Here is a 16245-nt window from a genome sequence, read left to right as displayed (position 1 = left end):
GGGAGATGTCGGGGGTGCGGGGGGCCGGGGGTTCAGACACCGATGTCCTCGTTCCAGAGAGCCGGGTTGCGCTCGATGAAGTCGCGCATCAGGGCGACGCATTCGGAGTCGTCGAGGAGCACGATCTCGACGCCGTGCTCCGCCAGCCAGTCGTGGCCGCCGTGGAAGGTGGCCGCCTCGCCGACGAGCACCCGGGAGATGCCGAACTGGCGGACCAGTCCGGAGCAGTACCAGCAGGGGGACAGGGTGGTGACCATGGTCGTGCCGCGGTACGAGCGCTGCCGTCCCGCCGCGCGGAAGGCGGCCGTCTCCGCGTGCGTCGAGGGATCGCCGTCCTGGACGCGCCGGTTGTGGCCGCGGCCCAGCAGGGTGCCGTCCGGGCCGTAGAGCGCGGCGCCGATCGGGATGCCGCCCTCGGCGAGACCGGCCCGCGCCTCCTCGACGGCGGTGGCGAGCCACGACCGTGCCGTCGCCTGGTCGAGCCGATCCATGCGTCCTCCTCGAAAGGGTGCGTGCCGTCACCACCATCCGTTCCCGAACGGACCCGCGCCGACGCGGGTGCTCACGCGAACGTGTGGCGACCACGACGACCCGTGGCGACGACGTACGGCTACGTGTGGTGGCGTCGCCGCGAGGCGACACGGCCGAGCCGTCGAACGGGCCCTGACACCCCGCCCGACCGTGCCGAAAGCCCCCGGGGAACGTCCGGGAGCGGGTCGAGTAGCCTGTGCCGATCACCGCCGCAGGCGCGGCAGTTGAGCCTCGGGCGGAAGGAAAGTTCATGGTTGCTGCTCCTGTTCTGGAGGAGCTGCGGGAGGTCTGCCAGCCGCAGGCCAAGCTCGCCAGCCGCAACGGCGAACACTGGGCGGGGCGCCTGTACATGCGGCGCGTCTCGCTGCGGTTCACCCGCCAGCTGGTGCGTACCCGGGTGACCCCGGACCAGCTGACCTGGACGATGGTGGTGTGCGGGGTGCTGTCCGGTGCCGCGCTGCTCGTCCCCGGTCTCGCGGGGGCCGTGCTCGCCGCGCTGCTGATGCAGCTGTTCCTGCTCTTCGACTGCGTGGACGGCGAGGTCGCCCGCTGGAAGGGCCAGAACAGCGCGACCGGCATCTACGTCGACCGGCTCGGCGCCTATCTGGCCGACGCGGCGCTCATGATCGGCTTCGGGTTCCGGGCCGCCGAGTCCGGCCTCGGCGGCTGGGCGGGCTTCAACGGCTGGGTGTCGCTCGGGCTCGCGACCGCGCTCGGCGTGGTGCTGCTGAAGGCCTCGACCGACCTGGTGGACGTGGCCCGGGCCCGGCGCGGGCTCGCCGTCGCCGACGACGAGGCCACCGCGCCCCGCTCCCAGGGCGTCGCCTCCCTGCGCCGCCTCGCCGCCGCCTTCAAGATCCACCGGGTCACCAACGGCATCGAGGCCTCCCTGGTCCTGCTGGCCGTGGCCGCCCTGGACGCGGCGACCGGCGGTGTCGGACCGACCCGGTGGGCGCTGGCGGCGATCGCCGCGATCACCTGGGTGATGGTCCCGGCGCACCTGCTGTCGATCCTGTCGTCGTCCCGACTGCGGTGACCCGGGCGAGGTAGCCGTGGGAGGGCGCCCGCGCCCTCCGGCATCGCGTGGGTGCGGGCCGCCAGCGCCTCCCCGGGGGCCGCGAGCGCCGCCCGCGGGGGCGCGCCGCCGCCTTCCCGGCGCAGATCCTCCGGTACCGGGCGGATCAGGCGGCCGGGTTGCTCGACCGGCGGCGCCGACGGGGCACCGGATACCTCGTGTTCGGCCCGGCCGGCGGCCCGGCAGCGCGGCGACCTGACAGGCGCGCGTCCAACTCCGCGACGCGGTACGCGTCCTCGTACCGCTGCACGGTCACCGGGGCGACCCTCGACGCGTACGTGTACTGCCGGGTCGGCCCGGGTTCGTACGCGCGCTGAGCCCGCTCGGCCGAGCAGGTGATTCCCCGGCCGGCCCGGAGGCTCCCGGGTGAGTCGCCATCGGCGAACAGATGACCGCTCCTATTGTCCTACCTTGTCGATCTTCGGTGCGCAGGGTGTGGAGGACCAGGTGGCAAGACTCGGAAAGATTCCGCTGCGGCACGGCCTGGTCGCGTGTGCCGCGCTCTCGGCCCTCACGGCCGCCGCGGTCGTGCCCGGCTCCGCGCGGGCGGCCACCGAGCCCGTACCGGCGGGGCGGTGGATCGTGCAGCTGAAGGACACGGTCGTCGACCCGGGCAAGGTCGCCGAGGAGCAGGCGAAGGGGCAGGCGTCGGACGGCGGGAGCCGGCTGCGCCACGTGTTCGACGCCGCCGTGGACGGGACGGCCCTCAAGGGTTACGCCCTGGAGGCGACCGCGGACCAGATCGAGGCCATTCGCGCCGACCCGCAGGTCGCGTCGGTCGAACCCGACGAGCAGGTGTCCGTGCCCGAGCCCGTCGCCGGTTCGTCGGTGCGGGCGCCGCGGCAGCCGGCGGGCCGCCCGGGTGTGGGCGGTGTCGCGTACAAGGGCGACCCGCTGCTCGCCGGGCAGTGGGGCCTGTTCCGGATCGGCGCGGTGGCGGGCGCCGACCACGGATTCCGGGTGCCCGCGGCCGCCCGGGTCGGGGTGGCGGTGCTGGACACCGGCGTGGACGCCGGTCACCCGGACCTGCGGGTGGCCGGGAACGCCAACTTCAGCAGCTCGCCCAGCGCGGACGACTTCGACGGCCACGGAACGCACGTCGCCGGCATCGTCCAGGCGCTCAACAACGGCATCGGCGCGGAGGGCATCGCCCCCGGCACCCGGCTGTGGAACGTCAAGGTTCTGGGCGACAACGGCTCAGGGTTCTTCTCCGATCTCATCGCGGGCCTGAACTGGGTCGCCCAGAACGCGAAGGCGAGGAACATCCGGGTCGCCAACCTGAGCCTGGGAACGCCGACGGACAGCCCGCTGGTGCACCGGGCCGTCCGGCTGGCCACCCAGGCGGGCGTCGCCGTGGTGGCCTCCGCGGGCAACACCGGCACGACCGCGCCGAATTTCCCGGCGGCCTACCCGGAGGCGATCAGCGTCGCCGCCACCACCGTGTTCGACCAGCGCGCGGCCTTCTCCAACCACGGAGCCTCGTGGGTGGACATCGCCGCCCCGGGCGCCGACATCCTCTCCACCCTCCCCACCCGCGCCACGTCGCACGGCGAGGACTACGGCTTCCTCTCCGGCACGAGCATGGCCGCGCCGTTCGTCACCGGCTCCGCCGCCCTGTGCCTGACCTCCGGGCACTGCCAGGGCAACGCCCGCGACATCCTGCGCACGCTGGGCCGGGACGCCCGCCCCGTCGCCGGCACCGGCTCGGACTACCGGTACGGACTCGTCCAGGTCGGCTGCTACTGGCAGACCGCCCCGCACTGCTCGCCCCGCTCCGCCGAACACGACGCGGCCTAGCCAGGACGAGCCGGCTGTACGCGTCGGCTTCCGCGAACCTACGATGCCGCGGTGAAGTTCGTGATGGTGCCGGGTGGTTGGCAAGGCGGATGGGTCTTCGACCCGGTGGCCGCCGAGCTGCGCCGAGCGGGTCACCGCGTCGAGGCGGTGACCCTGTCGGGGCTGGAGCCGGACGGCCCGGTCGATGTGGACCGTCCGCCGAACCTCGACACCCATATCGACCAGGTGGCCGAGATCGTCGACCGCAGCGACGAGACGCCCCTCGCCCTGTGCGGGCACAGCTACGGCGGGATGGTGATCGCCGGTGCCGCGGATCGGCTCGGCGACCGCCTCGACCACCTCGTCTTCATCGACGCCTACGTCCCGGACGACGGGGATTCGTGCTGGTCTCTGACCAGCGACGGTTTCCGGGAGACGTTCATCAACGGCGCCCGCGCCGACGGTCGATGGGTCGCGGTCCCCGACGGGCTCGACCCCCGTGCGCGCCCGCACCCCATGGCGAGCTTCGTCCAGTCGATCAGGCTGGCGGGCAACCCCGGCCGCACGCTCCGCCGCACGTACATCAGCGGTGGCCCGTGGCCGGGCAGCCCGTTCGTGACCCTGACCGAACGGCTGCGCGACGACGCGGACTGGCGGGTCCACGAGATTCCCGTCGGCCACAACATCGCCCGCCGGGACCCCCACACCCTCGCGTCCACCCTCGCCGCCCTGCCACTCGACACCCCCTGACGCACCACCGCGCGCGCTCCTGCGTGCCGTCGCCGTCTGTGCCGTCGTCCTCGTCGCGGCGGACGGTCACCGGGTCGCGCCGAGACCGCACCACCGCACCACCACCCCCCGTCGCCCGCGTCTCACCGGGATCGCGGGCGAGGCGCGCAGGTGTCGTCGGGTGTCGCTCAGGTCTGTGGGGGCTGGGGGTCCTCGCCGGACTCGCGGCGCTTCAGGTCCTCCTCGCGGCGGCGCAGGTCGGCCTCCCAGTCCTTGAGGAGAGCCTCGTCGTCCTTCTTGTCCTCGTCCCTGTTCTCCTTGAGGGACTCGAGGAACTCGGGGTTGTCGTCCGGCGCCACCCACTCGGCGCGCCGGCCGCGGGACGACTCGGCCGTGGTGCCTCCGCCCACGGGCGCGCGCCGCGTCCTGCCGGCCACCAGCCAGGCGATAGGACCGACGAGCACCTCGCCGAAGAGCAGGATGATGATGACCCAGACCACCTTCGGCAGCCCCCGCACCTCTTCCTCGGGGGTGTTGAGGCAGTCGATGAAGGCGTAGATCCACAGCGCCAGTACCAGCAGGAACGGCAGATACCTGAGCATGGTGGCGGGTTCCCCCAGGAGACGGCGACGGGGGCGCGGAACGGCCCCGGTGACCGGGCCAGGGTAGCGGGTGGCGGAAATCGTTCGCCCGCGGGCGGGGCGGTTCCGCGCGCCGGTGCGGGGGCGTAGTGCGGGGCGCGCGTCGGCGCCGGAAGGGCCTCGGCGATACTGGGACACATGGCTTACGACGATCTTCGTTCCCTGCTCAGGGCACTGGAACGCGAAGGCGACCTCAAGCGCGTCAAGGCTGAGGTCGATCCGTATCTGGAAATCGGGGAGATCGTCGACCGGGTCCAGAAGTCCGGGGGCCCCGCGCTGCTCTTCGAGAACGTGAAGGGGTCGGGCATGCCCCTCGCGATGAACGTGTTCGGCACCGACCGGCGGCTGCTGAAGGCCCTCGGGCTGAAGTCGTACGCCGAGATCAGCGACAAGATCGGCGGGCTGCTGCGGCCCGAGCTCCCGCACGGGTTCGTCGGCGTGCGCGAGGCGTTCGGCAAGCTCGGCGCGATGGCGCACGTGCCGCCGAAGAAGGTGAAGCCGCAGGACGCGCCCGTCCAGGAGGTCGTCCTGCACGGCGACGACGTCGACCTCGACGCGCTGCCCGCGCTCTTCACCTGGCCGCAGGACGGCGGCTCCTTCTTCAACCTGGGTCTGACGCACACCAGGGACCCGGAGAGCGGGATCCGCAACCTCGGCCTGTACCGGTTGCAGCGCCACGACAAGCGCACCATCGGCATGCACTGGCAGATCCACAAGGACAGCCGGAACCACTACCAGGTCGCGGCCCGCAAGGGCGAGAAGCTCCCCGTCGCGATCGCCTTCGGCTGCCCGCCCGCCGTGACGTACGCCTCCACCGCCCCGCTCCCCGGCGACATCGACGAGTACCTGTTCGCCGGCTTCCTCGCGGGCAAGCGGATCGAGATGGTCGACTGCAAGACGGTGCCGCTCCAGGTGCCGGCGCAGGCGGAGGTCGTGATCGAGGGCTGGCTGGAGCCGGGCGAGATGCTGCCGGAGGGTCCCTTCGGCGACCACACCGGCTTCTACACCCCGCAGGAGCCGTTCCCCGCCCTGAAGATCGACTGCGTGACGATGCGCAAGCGCCCGTTGCTCCAGTCGATCGTGGTCGGCCGGCCGCCGACGGAGGACGGTCCGCTGGGCCGCGCCACGGAACGTTTCTTCCTCCCGCTGCTGAAGATCATCGTCCCGGACATCGTGGACTACCACCTGCCCGAGGCCGGCGGCTTCCACAACTGCGCGATCGTCTCGATCGACAAGAAGTACCCCAAGCACGCGCAGAAGGTCATGCACGCGGTCTGGGGCGCGCACATGATGTCCCTGACCAAGCTGATCGTGGTGGTGGACGCGGACTGCGACGTCCACGACCTGCACGAGGTCGCGTGGCGGGCCCTCGGCAACACCGACTACGCCCGTGACCTGTCCGTCGTCGAAGGCCCCGTCGACCATCTCGACCACGCCTCCTACCAGCAGTTCTGGGGCGGCAAGGCGGGCATCGACGCGACGCGCAAGTGGCCCGAGGAGGGCTACACCCGGGACGGCGGCTGGCCGGAGATGGTGCTGCCCGACCCGGATACGGCGGCGAAGGTCGACCGCCGCTGGAAGGAGTACGGCCTGTGAGTTCCGCCTCCGCAGCGCTCCCGCAGCCGGGACGCACCAAGGCCTTTCTCCGCCTGGTGATGATCGAGCACTCGGTCTTCGCGCTGCCCTTCGCCTACATCGCCGCGCTGACGGCGATGTTCGAGAAGGACGGCAACATCCACTGGGGCCGGCTGCTGCTGGTCACCGTCTGCATGGTGGGCCTGCGCACCTTCGCCATGGCGGTCAACCGGATCATCGACCGCGAGATCGACGCCCGTAACCCCCGCACGGCGCACCGCGAACTGGTGACGGGCGCGATGTCGGTGCGGCACGCCTGGACCGGCGCCCTGATCGCCGTGGTGATCTTCCTGGGCGCGGCGGCGCTGCTGAACCCGCTCTGCCTGGCGCTGGCCCCCATCGCGGTGATCCCGATGGTGGTGTACCCGTACGGCAAGCGGTTCACGAACTTCCCGCAGGCCATCCTCGGCCTGGCGCAGGCGATGGGCCCGATCGGCGGCTGGCTGGCGATCACCGGCGAGTGGTCCTGGGACGCGGTCATCCTGGGCCTGGCGGTGGGCGTCTGGATCGGCGGCTTCGACCTGATCTACGCCTGCCAGGACGTCGAGACGGACCGCGAGGTCGGCGTCATGTCGGTCCCGGCCCGCTTCGGCATCCCGGCGGCGATCCGGGGCGCGCGCGTCTGTCACGCGATCACGACGGCCCTGTTCGTCTGGTACGCCCTGGCCACGGACGCCGGCGCCTTCTTCTGGCTCGGCCTGGTGATCGTCGCGGGCGCGTTCGTCTACGAGCACACGATCGTCCGGCCGCACGACCTGACCCGCCTGAACAGGGCGTTCTTCTCGACCAACGGGTTCATCGGCATCAGCCTGTTCGGGTGCGCGCTGATCGACCTGCTGGTGCGGGGGCTGACGGTCTAGGGGCCGGTCCGCTCCGTGTGGTCCGTCCGGGTGAACGGGCGGGCGGGGGGAGCGAGGTGGGTACGAGGGCTCCGGGGCCGACCGGTCCTGAAGACCTCTCCGCCCACCGGTACGCTCAAGGTGTGAACGCAGGAGAAACGCAGCGCGTGCCTTGGATCGTGGGGGTGTCCGGGGCGTCCGGTACGCCCTATGCCGCCGCCGTGCTGCGCGCGCTGCTCGCCGCCGGAGAGAGCGTCGACCTGGTGGTCAGCCGGGCCTCGCGGCTCACCCTGCTCGACGAGACGGGCATCTCCTTCCGGGACGCGCACTGGCGTGACGACCTGCGGGAATGGCTGGCGCGCGGGGCCGACGGCAAGCCGGGCACCTTCGACGTGGACCTGGGCGGCCACGCCGACGGCGAGGACGACGGGCAGAACGCCGGGGACCGCGTGCGGTACTGGGCGGCCGGGGACCTGGCCGCCGGACCGTCCTCCGGGTCGTACGCCACGAAGGGCATGCTGATCGTGCCCGCCTCCACCGCCTGCGTGGCCGGGGTCGCCCTCGGGCTGTCCAAGGACCTCCTCCAGCGGGCGGCGAGTGTGACGCTCAAGGAGCGGCGCCCGCTGGTCGTGGCCGTGCGGGAGACCCCGCTGAACGGGCAGACCCTGCGTCATCTGGTCGCCCTGGACGAGGCGGGCGCGAGCGTCGTGCCGGCCTCCCCGGCCTTCTACGCGGGCGCCACCCACATCCAGGACCTGGTGGACTTCGTCGCCGGGCGGGTCCTCGACGCGGCGGGCGTCGGGCACGGTCTGTACCGCCGCTGGAAGGGCGAGATCGGCGGCGGCTCGCGACCTCCCGCCTGAGCGCCGGTGGCTCGGGCGGCGTCGGCGGCACGCACCTCGCCTCCCGCCGGCTTCAGGAGCCGCCATCTCACGCACGCACGAACTCGCTCCCCCCACACACCTCTTCATCTCTCCTCACCGGAAGGCTTCGATCGCATGGACGCGGTGGACAGGCAGCTCATCCAGGCCCTGAGGGAGAACGGCCGGGCCTCCTACGCGGAGCTGGGGCGCCTCGTCGGTCTGTCGGGACCCAGCGTCACCGACCGCATCAACCGGCTGGAGGCGGCCGGTGTCATCACCGGCTACCGCGCCACGGTGAACGCCGCCCAGCTCGGGCTCGGCGTCACCGCCCTCATCGGCATCTCCCTCTCCGACGCCGCCGACCACGAGGACGTGGCGAACCGGGTGAAGGACCTCAGCGAGATCGAGGACTGCTGGTTCATCGCCGGCGACGACTCGTTCATGCTCAAGGTGCGGGCCAACGACGTGGACGGTCTGGAGCGGATCATCCGGCGGCTCAGCGGGACCAAGGGCGTGTCCCGGACCCGGACCACCATCGTGCTGTCCACCAAGTGGGAGAACCGGGTCGGGGAGCTTCCCGAGGAGGCCTAGGCCCGTTGTGGGGCTGTCCGGGGGCACGTCCCGCCCGAAGGGCGGGGGCGTACGGTTGGTCGTCGGTGGCGCCTCGACGGCGTCGGTGGCGTTGACGTGGAAAGTCGTAGAGAGGTAGGGGCATGGACGTCGGACTCAAGCGCGAGCTGGAGGACAAGGTCAGGGCCGGTGAGCGGCTGACCCGTGAGGACGGCATCGCGCTGTACGAGTCGGACGACCTGGCGTGGCTGGGCGGACTGGCGCACGAGGTGCGGACCCGTAAGAACGGCGACGTCGTGCACTTCAACGTCAACCGTCACCTCAACATGACGAACGTGTGCACGGCCTCCTGCGCCTACTGCTCCTTCCAGCGCAAGCCGGGCGAGAAGGACGCGTACACGATGCGCATCGAGGAGGCGGTGAAGCTCGCCAAGGCGATGGAGGGCGAGAACCTCACCGAGCTGCACATCGTCAACGGCCTGCACCCGAACCTGCCGTGGCGTTACTACCCGCGCTCGCTGCGGGAGCTGAAGGCCGCGCTGCCGGACGTCTCCCTGAAGGCGTTCACGGCGACGGAGATCCACCACTTCGAGACGATCAGCGGGCTGTCCGCCTCCGAGATCCTCGACGAGTTGATCGACGCCGGTCTGGAGTCGCTGACCGGCGGCGGCGCCGAGATCTTCGACTGGGAGGTCCGGGAGCACATCGTCGACCACCGCACCCACTGGGAGGACTGGTCGCGCATCCACCGGCTGGCGCACGAGAAGGGGCTCAAGACCCCGTGCACCATGCTGTACGGGCACATCGAGGAGCCCCGTCACCGCGTCGACCACGTCCTGCGGCTGCGTGAGCTCCAGGACGAGACGAACGGCTTCCAGGTCTTCATCCCGCTGCGCTACCAGCACGACTTCGTGGACATGAAGGACGGCAAGGTCCGCAACCGGCTCCAGGCCCGCACCCAGATGGCGACCGGCGCGGAGGCCCTCAAGACCTTCGCGGTGTCCCGGCTGCTTTTCGACAACGTCCCGCACGTCAAGGTCTTCTGGGTCATGCACGGCGTCCAGACCGCGCAGCTCGCGCTCCAGCACGGCGCCGACGACATGGACGGCTCGGTCGTCGAGTACAAGATCACGCACGACGCCGACAACTACGGCACCCCGAACAAGCTGACCCGCGACGACCTGCTGGACCTCATCCGGGACGCCGGTTTCCGCCCGGTGGAGCGCAACACGCGGTACGAGATCATTCGCGAGTACGACGGCCCCGACCCGGCGCTCCGCGAGTCGCCGCAGCCGATGCGGGTGTGAGCCGACCGGACGACCGCAGCGGTGGGTAAAGGCAGGCGGGTAAGGGCTACTATCCTGGTGTGGCCCTTACCTTCACTCTCGACCCCGCCGTCACCCCCGCCCTGCGTGACGGCATCCTCGACCTGTGGACGGACGTCTCCAACGCGGGCGGAGCCGTCGGCTTCGTGGCGCCGGTGGAGCGGGAGACGGTCCGGCCGGAACTGGTCCGCCACCTCGTCCAGATGGTCGAGGGCCGCACCCGGCTGCTGGTCGGCCACGACCCGGCCGGCGAGGTGGCGGCGACGGCGTTCCTCAGCTTCAACACCCACCGGCTCCAGACCCACTGGGTGATGCTCTACACGGTGATGGTGCACCCGCGGCACCAGGGCAGGGGCTACGGCCGCGACCTGCTGGCGGCCGCCGCCGAGGAGGCCCGCGGCTTCGACGGCATCGACGCGATCCGCCTCACCTGCCGCGGCGGACTCGGCCTGGAACACTTCTACGCCTCCTGCGGCTACAAGGAGGTCGGCCGGGTGCCCGGCGCCATCAGGGTCGCCCCGGGCGACGACCGCGACGACATCATCATGCTGCTGCCGCTGACCTGATCCCGGCCCGCACCCCCCGCCCCGGACTCCCGCCGCCGACCGGACGGCCCCGACCGGACGGCTCCGGCCGGAGCGCTCCGACGCCTCGCACCCCGATGCAAGATCGGGTCCCCGGCGTGCTTCACTGGACGACGGCCCCTTTTGGAATCGGAAGAGTGGATTGACATGCTCCGCTACACACTGATGCGCCTCGGTGTCTTCGCCGGCTGCCTCGTGGTCGTCTGGGGCCTCGTCTACTCGGGCGTCGTTCCCCGCGGCCTCGGCGACTCCAACATCATGTGGATCCTGCTGCTCTCGCTGGTGATCTCCGCGCCGATCAGCTTCGTGGTGCTGCGCAAGGAGCGCGACCGCGCCTCGGTGCACGTGGTGCAGCGGGTGGACCGTATGAAGGCCAACCTGGAGGCCAACAAGTCCCAGGAGGACGCCGCGATCGACGAGACGACCCGGCCCCAGGGCCAGACGCAGACCTCCTAGCGCACCGGGCGGCGGGGCCGGCCGGGCGATGACCCGGGTGGGCCCAACTACGCTGTGCGCATGGGGACCGTGAAGACCAAGCGGATGCCGCGTGCGGTCCGCGAGCAGCAGATGCTCGACGCCGCCGTGGAGACCTTCGGCCGCCGGGGGTACATGGCCGCGTCTATGGACGAGATCGCCGAACTCGCGGGCGTGTCCAAGCCGTTGGTGTACCTGTACCTGAACTCCAAGGAAGAGCTCTTCACCGCCTGCATCAGGCGCGAGGCCAAGGCGCTCGTCGAGGCGGTACGCAACGGCGTCCGCACCGACCTGCCCGCCGACCGCCAACTCTGGGACGGTCTGCGGGCGTTCTTCGCGCACACCGCCGAGCATCCGCACGCCTGGTCCGTCCTGCACCTCCAGGCCCGCACGCACGGGGAGCCCTTCGCCGCCGAGGTCACGGCGATGCGCGAGGAGATCGTCGCCTTCGTCACGCAGCTGATCGTGGTCGCGGCCAGGGAGGCCGTCCCCCACCCCCGGCTTCGCTCGTGCGGCGGGACCCCCCTGGACGCCGACTTCCCCGAACGCGAGGTCGCCGGACTCGCCGAGGCGCTGGTCGGCGCCGCCGAGTCCCTCGCCGCCTGGGCCAACACCGCCGACGGCACCACCGCCCGCCAGACGGCGGCGACCCTGATGAACTTCGCCTGGGCCGGCCTGGGCAACCTCATGGACGGCCGCCCCTGGACCCCGCCGGAGGCCTGAAAAGCCCCGCGGCAGAGCCCGCGGGCATTCCCGCGGGGTGGCGCCTCAGCTCACGTCCATCGCGTCCGCCGGTATCAGCGTCGGGGCCTGCTCGCTGTCCGAGGCCGAGGAGTCGGACTCGGAACCGTATCCGGTGTCCACCCGTTCCTGGCCCTCGCAGTCGACCCGGAGGCTGACGTGCGTGCCGCCGCCCGTCTGCGCCGCCGTGTGGATGCGCAGCGCGAGCATGTCGGCGTTCGCGATGGTGTAGTCGGACTCCCCGATGTTGGAGGCCTTGCTCGGCCAGTAGGGGCCGGGGCGCTTGGAGTCGTCGCCGACGAAGAGTTCCATGTAGCAGACCATGCAGGGCCGCTTGACCCCGGCGATCGCGGAGACGCTTCCCGCCGGCGCGCTCTCCATGATGCGGCGCTCGGCGTGCAGGCCGTCCGTGGCGGCGTCCTCCCGCTTCGCGGGCACGCTCACCGAGCCACCGAGAGCCTGGAGAACCGCGCTGTACGCGTCCCTGCCCTGCTGGTCGCCCAGCAGACGTGAGGCCAGCTTCTGAGCGTGCCTCTGCTCCAGCGCCGTGCGGCCGGGGAGGTTCGACGCGCCGGCCTGCAGAATGGCCTTGAGGAACTCCGCGGCGCTGGCCTTGCCTTCGTACAGGTCGGAGAGTGCCTTGTTGGCGCCGTCCTTGTTCGACGAGATGTACAGCTGGTACCGCGTCGCGGCGCCCTCCGGCCCCTCCTGCTGGACGGCGCTCACGCCCGCCTGTACTTCCTCGGGCTGCTTGCGCAGGTCGTTGAGGTAGTTGAAGGTGACGGTGGAGATCCAGCGCAGGGCCTGCTCCGGGCGTTCCGCCGAGAAGGAGCGTTCCTTCCGGATGTTGTCGGTGCCGTGGTACATCGCGCTCAGCGCGGAGCCCTTGAGCCCCTCACTCTTCGCATGCGCGGGGGCGTTGTCGGAGGGGACCGGGAAGTGCACGGTCTTGTTCTGCTGCCCGCCGTACGCCTTCCAGCCGTGGTTCTCCACGAGGGCCTTGGTGATCGCCTGCGCCACGGTGGCCTTGTTGCCGCCCTTGCCACCCCTGCCGCCCTTGGACTTGGTCGCCTCCTTGGGCATCCGCTGCACGCTGTGCCGCTCGCCGGTGCCGACCGCCGCCCGCTGCACCGGAGCCCCGTGGCCCGCCGAGCCGGGCAGCGAGAGGTCGGGGGCCGAACCCTGGGCGACCAGCCGGCCGTTCGCGGTCGACTGACGCTCGAACGCGTCGCCCGGGTCGGACACCTTCACGCCCGAGCCGTTGTCGGTGCCCGCCACCGGGCCCTGCGACTGCTGCCGGACGTGGTCGAGCTCGTGGAACATCGTCTCGTCGTCCACCTGGGACGAACCGAGCAGGATGTGATGCCCGACGGTCATGGCGTGGGCCTGGAAGTCGGCGCTCGCGCGCTGGGCGGTCGCGTCGTTGTGCACGCGCACGTGACCGAGCGGCATGCCGTACGCCTGCTCGGCCTTGGCCTGGATGCGCGGGTCCAGACCCCGGCCGCCGGATCCGGTCACCTCGGCCAGCGACACCTGGCGCTGCACCGCTGTCTGCTGCGCCTCGTCGGTCTCCGCGGCCCGCTGGACCGACCGGTCCGCGTGGCCGCAGCCGGGGCCGTGCTCGTGCCGCTGCTCCTCGATGGCACGCGTCACCGCCGCGTTGCCCGCCGAGCGCTGGAGGGCGAGCAGTCCCGCCGCCGGTCCCGTGAGCGACGACCGTGGGGTGCCCCTCCCGGCCTTGGGCCGGCGGGTGTTACCCAGGTCGTTCTCCTGGTCCTGCGCGCGCATGGACGCTCCTTTCAGAGACGGATCCGGCTGAACCCACCACTGTGCTCGACCGGACGCGGCCGGGGTAAGGACCTCCGGGGCAGTGATGGGGGCCGATCGCGCAGGACCACCGGGCGATCCGGCGGAAGCGTGCCGTGACGGCCAGGGCAAGCGGCGCCCCGCCCGGCGACAGGGCGCGCAGGTGTCCCGGGTGGGGTCTCCCGGACGTCCGGTCTCCCGGGCCCCGGGGGTACGGGACACCGGTGTCCGGGTGTCCGGTCTCCCGGGCCGGGGGTATACGACGCACCGGTCTCCCCGGCGTCCGGTCTCCCGGGTCCCGTCACGGGACGAGCGGATCCACCCGGCCGCTCACATGCACCCGTCCCGTCTCTCCCGTCCCGCGCAGCTCGAACCGTTCGGCGTCCGACGCGAAGGCCACCGTTCCCGGCAGCAGGACCGGTGCCCGGAACTCCGCCCGCACCCGTACGGCCTGGGGGGTGCCGTGCGCGGCGAGGCAGCGGGCCACGGTCCACATGCCGTGCGCGATGGCCCGGGGGAAGCCGAAGAGGCGGGCGGTGAGCGGGTGCAGGTGGATGGGGTTGCGGTCGCCCGACGCGGCGCCGTAGCGGCGTCCGACGTCGGCGGCGAGCCGCCACTCGTCGAGCACGGGGAGCGGGCAGGGGGCCGGCGCCGACGGCGGGGCACCCGGCTCCGCTTCCCGGGGCGCGGGCGTGGCCTCGGTGCGGTGGCGGGTCAGATATGTGCTCGTCGACTCCCAGACGAGCGCGTCGCCGTCCCGCATCTCCGTGACGACGACCGCCGCGGTTCCTCGCCGGTGTGCGGCCAACCGCTCGACGTACACGGTGAGTTCGTGGCTGCCGGTGGCCGCGAGGGCGCTGTGGCGGGTCATCTCGATCGAGGTGTGGACGAGGCCGAGCAGCGGCAGCGGGAAGCCCCGGCCGCTCATGATCCGCATGGCCAGCGGGAAGCCCAGGACGTGCGGATAGGTGAGCGGCAGGGAGTCCTCGCCGGTCGGGAAGGCGCACACCCGCTCGTAGGCCGCCAGCCGGGCCAGGTCCACCCGCAGGCCGGGCAGGACGAGCCGGTCGCCGGTGCCGGGGAACGCGACGCCCGGCCGGGGCCGCCTGAACGGCGAGCGCAGCGCGCCGAGGGCGAGCCGCGGCCCGAGGGCGGGTGGCCCGGAGAGGAAGGTCACCATGCCGGTCACTACGCCCCCAGCAGACTCTGGCCGCACACGCGCACGACCTGCCCGTTCACCGCGCCGGACGCCGGGTGGGCGAGCCAGGCGGTCGTCTCGGCGACGTCGACGGGCAGGCCGCCCTGCGCGAGGGAGTTCATCCGGCGGCCCGCCTCGCGGAGGAACAACGGCACCGCGGCCGTCATCTTCGTCTCGATGAAGCCGGGCGCGACCGCGTTCACCGTGACCCCGTGTTCGGCGAGCGCGTGGGGCGCGAGGGACCGGACCAGCCCGGCGACGCCCGCCTTGCTCGCGCCGTAGTTGGTCTGTCCCGCGTTGCCCGCGAGTCCGGCGATGGAGGCGGTGGCCACGATCCGCCCACCCGTCCGCAGGGCGCCCTTGGCGAGCAGCGCGTCCGTGGTGCGCAGCACGCTCGCCAGATTGACGTCGAGCACCGAACTCCAGCGTTCGGCGGGCATGTTGACCAGTCGCCGGTCCCGGGTGATCCCCGCGTTGTGGATCAGTACGTCGAGTCCGTCGGGGAGTTCGGCGGCGATGCGTTCGCCCGCGTCGGCGGCCGTGATGTCGAGTGTGAGGGCGGTGCCGCCCAGCCGCGCGGCGACCCGGCGGGCGTCCTCCTCGGCCTGCGGTACGTCCAGGACGACGACATGGGCGCCGTCCCGGGCCAGCGTCTCCGCGACGGCGGCCCCGATGCCGCGGGCGGCGCCGGTGACGAGCGCGGTGCGGCCGAGGAGGGGAAGCGCCCAGTCGACGGGGCCGTCGGGCGCCTCGGCCCCCACCTCGATCACCTGGCCGCTGACGTACGCCGACTTGGGGGAGAGGAGGAAGCGCAGGGTGGACTCGGCGGCGGACGCGTCGGTCAGCCGGACGAGGTTGACGGTCCTGCCCCGTCCGATCTCCTTGCCCAGGGACCGCGTGAACCCCTCCAAGGCATGCTGTACGGCCGCCTGATGGTGGTCCCGGGCGTCCAGGGGGGCGCCCAGCACGACGACCCGCCCGCTCGCCGCCACCGACCGCACGACCGGGTGCAGGGCCGCGTGCACCTCGGCGAGCGTGTCGACGTCGCGGACCCCGGTCGCGTCCAGCACGACGGCGACGGGCCCGGCGGCCCCGGCGGGGGCCGAGGTCGTCCCGGCGGGGGTGGAGTCCGTCCCCGTGGGGGCGGAGGCCGTTCCGGTGGTCGTGGGCAGGCCGGTGCGGGCCAGGACCGGCGCGAGGTCGAGTGCGGAGGGCCCGCCGGCGGTGAGGTGCAGCAACCGGCCTTCGAGACAGGGCCGTTCGTCCGTCCAGCGGCGGAGCGCGGCCGGTTGCGGGAGCCCGAGCCGCGAGGTGAGGAACCGGCCGGGGGCCGTGGCGGTGAAGCTCAGATAGCGGTCGGCCATGATGATCTCCCACGGGCTCGGCGCGCACCTCGTACCAGGTGCTTACTCTGGAGTAAGGTTACCGTGGGTAAGTCTAGGTCACGGGTGAGGAGCA

At 72.2% G+C, this 16245-nt stretch carries 16 protein-coding genes; 11 read left to right on the top strand and 5 right to left on the bottom strand.

From position 1 onward, the window contains the following. Positions 1-32 precede the first annotated feature (32 nt). Positions 33-491, bottom strand: coding sequence for a nucleoside deaminase (locus OG440_RS15500; protein WP_406007414.1), 459 nt, complete (start codon positions 489-491; stop codon positions 33-35). A 290-nt stretch (positions 492-781) separates the two neighbouring features. Here OG440_RS15500 and OG440_RS15495 point away from each other — a divergent pair, with 290 nt between their 5' ends. The 3 genes from OG440_RS15495 to OG440_RS15485 all read left to right on the top strand — a co-directional run bounded on the left by OG440_RS15495 (position 782) and on the right by OG440_RS15485 (position 4132). After that, positions 782-1567 carry a CDP-alcohol phosphatidyltransferase family protein gene (locus tag OG440_RS15495; protein ID WP_020130090.1) on the top strand — a complete coding sequence of 262 codons (786 nt, stop codon included), beginning with the start codon at positions 782-784 and terminating at the stop codon, positions 1565-1567. Between the two features lie 486 nt (positions 1568-2053). Next, positions 2054-3403 (top strand): S8 family peptidase, encoded by a 1350-nt coding sequence (locus OG440_RS15490; protein WP_406007413.1) that lies wholly within the window; start codon positions 2054-2056, stop codon positions 3401-3403. A gap of 51 nt (positions 3404-3454) precedes the next feature. Then, positions 3455-4132, top strand: coding sequence for an alpha/beta fold hydrolase (locus OG440_RS15485; RefSeq protein ID WP_406007412.1), 678 nt, complete (start codon positions 3455-3457; stop codon positions 4130-4132). Between the two features lie 167 nt (positions 4133-4299). Here OG440_RS15485 and OG440_RS15480 read toward each other — a convergent pair whose 3' ends face one another. Further along, positions 4300-4713: a PLD nuclease N-terminal domain-containing protein gene (locus tag OG440_RS15480; protein ID WP_406007411.1), complete on the bottom strand. Its 414-nt coding sequence runs from the start codon at positions 4711-4713 to the stop codon at positions 4300-4302. Between the two features lie 177 nt (positions 4714-4890). Between OG440_RS15480 and OG440_RS15475 the strand changes: the two genes are divergently transcribed. The 8 genes from OG440_RS15475 (at position 4891) to OG440_RS15440 (ending at position 11765) form a co-directional block, all read left to right on the top strand. Next, entirely contained in the window at positions 4891-6348 is a 1458-nt protein-coding gene (locus tag OG440_RS15475) for a menaquinone biosynthesis decarboxylase (protein ID WP_406007410.1), read from the top strand. Beyond that, on the top strand, positions 6345-7247 hold the full coding sequence (mqnP, locus tag OG440_RS15470) for a menaquinone biosynthesis prenyltransferase MqnP (protein WP_406007409.1): 903 nt from the start codon (positions 6345-6347) through the stop codon (positions 7245-7247). Before OG440_RS15475 ends, mqnP begins: the two co-directional genes overlap by 4 nt. A 146-nt stretch (positions 7248-7393) precedes the next feature. After that, positions 7394-8089, top strand: a complete 696-nt coding sequence (locus tag OG440_RS15465; protein WP_406007408.1) for a UbiX family flavin prenyltransferase — start codon at positions 7394-7396, stop codon at positions 8087-8089. A gap of 135 nt (positions 8090-8224) precedes the next feature. Next, positions 8225-8680 (top strand): Lrp/AsnC family transcriptional regulator, encoded by a 456-nt coding sequence (locus tag OG440_RS15460; RefSeq protein WP_406007407.1) that lies wholly within the window; start codon positions 8225-8227, stop codon positions 8678-8680. A gap of 122 nt (positions 8681-8802) precedes the next feature. After that, positions 8803-9966, top strand: a complete 1164-nt coding sequence (gene mqnE / locus OG440_RS15455) for an aminofutalosine synthase MqnE (protein WP_406007406.1) — start codon at positions 8803-8805, stop codon at positions 9964-9966. A gap of 59 nt (positions 9967-10025) precedes the next feature. After that, positions 10026-10550 carry a GNAT family N-acetyltransferase gene (locus tag OG440_RS15450; RefSeq protein WP_406007405.1) on the top strand — a complete coding sequence of 175 codons (525 nt, stop codon included), beginning with the start codon at positions 10026-10028 and terminating at the stop codon, positions 10548-10550. Positions 10551-10715: 165 nt separating this feature from the next. Then, entirely contained in the window at positions 10716-11024 is a 309-nt protein-coding gene (locus OG440_RS15445; RefSeq protein ID WP_406007404.1) for a DUF4229 domain-containing protein, read from the top strand. A gap of 60 nt (positions 11025-11084) precedes the next feature. Next, complete coding sequence (locus OG440_RS15440) at positions 11085-11765, top strand: TetR/AcrR family transcriptional regulator (RefSeq protein ID WP_406007403.1); 681 nt, start codon at positions 11085-11087, stop codon at positions 11763-11765. A gap of 45 nt (positions 11766-11810) precedes the next feature. Here the strand turns inward: OG440_RS15440 and OG440_RS15435 are convergent, their stop codons facing one another. The 3 genes from OG440_RS15435 to OG440_RS15425 form a co-directional block, all read right to left on the bottom strand. Next, the gene (locus OG440_RS15435) at positions 11811-13571 is read right to left on the bottom strand and encodes a DUF4157 domain-containing protein (protein WP_406007402.1); all 1761 of its coding nucleotides are present in this window, start codon (positions 13569-13571) and stop codon (positions 11811-11813) included. A 319-nt stretch (positions 13572-13890) separates the two neighbouring features. Next, entirely contained in the window at positions 13891-14769 is an 879-nt protein-coding gene (locus OG440_RS15430; RefSeq protein ID WP_406007401.1) for a MaoC family dehydratase, read from the bottom strand. Positions 14770-14777: 8 nt separating this feature from the next. Further along, positions 14778-16151 carry a 3-oxoacyl-ACP reductase gene (locus tag OG440_RS15425; protein WP_406007400.1) on the bottom strand — a complete coding sequence of 458 codons (1374 nt, stop codon included), beginning with the start codon at positions 16149-16151 and terminating at the stop codon, positions 14778-14780. Between the last annotated feature and the right edge of the window lie 94 nt (positions 16152-16245).

Source organism: Streptomyces sp. NBC_00637 (assembly GCF_045161545.1).
Classification (GTDB): domain Bacteria; phylum Actinomycetota; class Actinomycetes; order Streptomycetales; family Streptomycetaceae; genus Streptomyces.
This window is presented reverse-complemented; position numbering and strand designations above follow the sequence as displayed.

What these genes read in the sequence shown, in the direction of transcription:
- OG440_RS15500 (WP_406007414.1), bottom strand. Translation starts at nt 491, where the DNA reads ATGGATCGGCTCGACCAGGCGACGGCACGGTCGTGGCTCGCCACCGCC.
- OG440_RS15495 (WP_020130090.1), top strand. Translation starts at nt 782, where the DNA reads ATGGTTGCTGCTCCTGTTCTGGAGGAGCTGCGGGAGGTCTGCCAGCCG.
- OG440_RS15480 (WP_406007411.1), bottom strand. Translation starts at nt 4,713, where the DNA reads ATGCTCAGGTATCTGCCGTTCCTGCTGGTACTGGCGCTGTGGATCTAC.
- OG440_RS15475 (WP_406007410.1), top strand. Translation starts at nt 4,891, where the DNA reads ATGGCTTACGACGATCTTCGTTCCCTGCTCAGGGCACTGGAACGCGAA.
- OG440_RS15460 (WP_406007407.1), top strand. Translation starts at nt 8,225, where the DNA reads ATGGACGCGGTGGACAGGCAGCTCATCCAGGCCCTGAGGGAGAACGGC.
- mqnE (WP_406007406.1), top strand. Translation starts at nt 8,803, where the DNA reads ATGGACGTCGGACTCAAGCGCGAGCTGGAGGACAAGGTCAGGGCCGGT.
- OG440_RS15445 (WP_406007404.1), top strand. Translation starts at nt 10,716, where the DNA reads ATGCTCCGCTACACACTGATGCGCCTCGGTGTCTTCGCCGGCTGCCTC.
- OG440_RS15440 (WP_406007403.1), top strand. Translation starts at nt 11,085, where the DNA reads ATGGGGACCGTGAAGACCAAGCGGATGCCGCGTGCGGTCCGCGAGCAG.
- OG440_RS15435 (WP_406007402.1), bottom strand. Translation starts at nt 13,571, where the DNA reads ATGCGCGCGCAGGACCAGGAGAACGACCTGGGTAACACCCGCCGGCCC.
- OG440_RS15430 (WP_406007401.1), bottom strand. Translation starts at nt 14,769, where the DNA reads ATGGTGACCTTCCTCTCCGGGCCACCCGCCCTCGGGCCGCGGCTCGCC.
- OG440_RS15425 (WP_406007400.1), bottom strand. Translation starts at nt 16,151, where the DNA reads ATGGCCGACCGCTATCTGAGCTTCACCGCCACGGCCCCCGGCCGGTTC.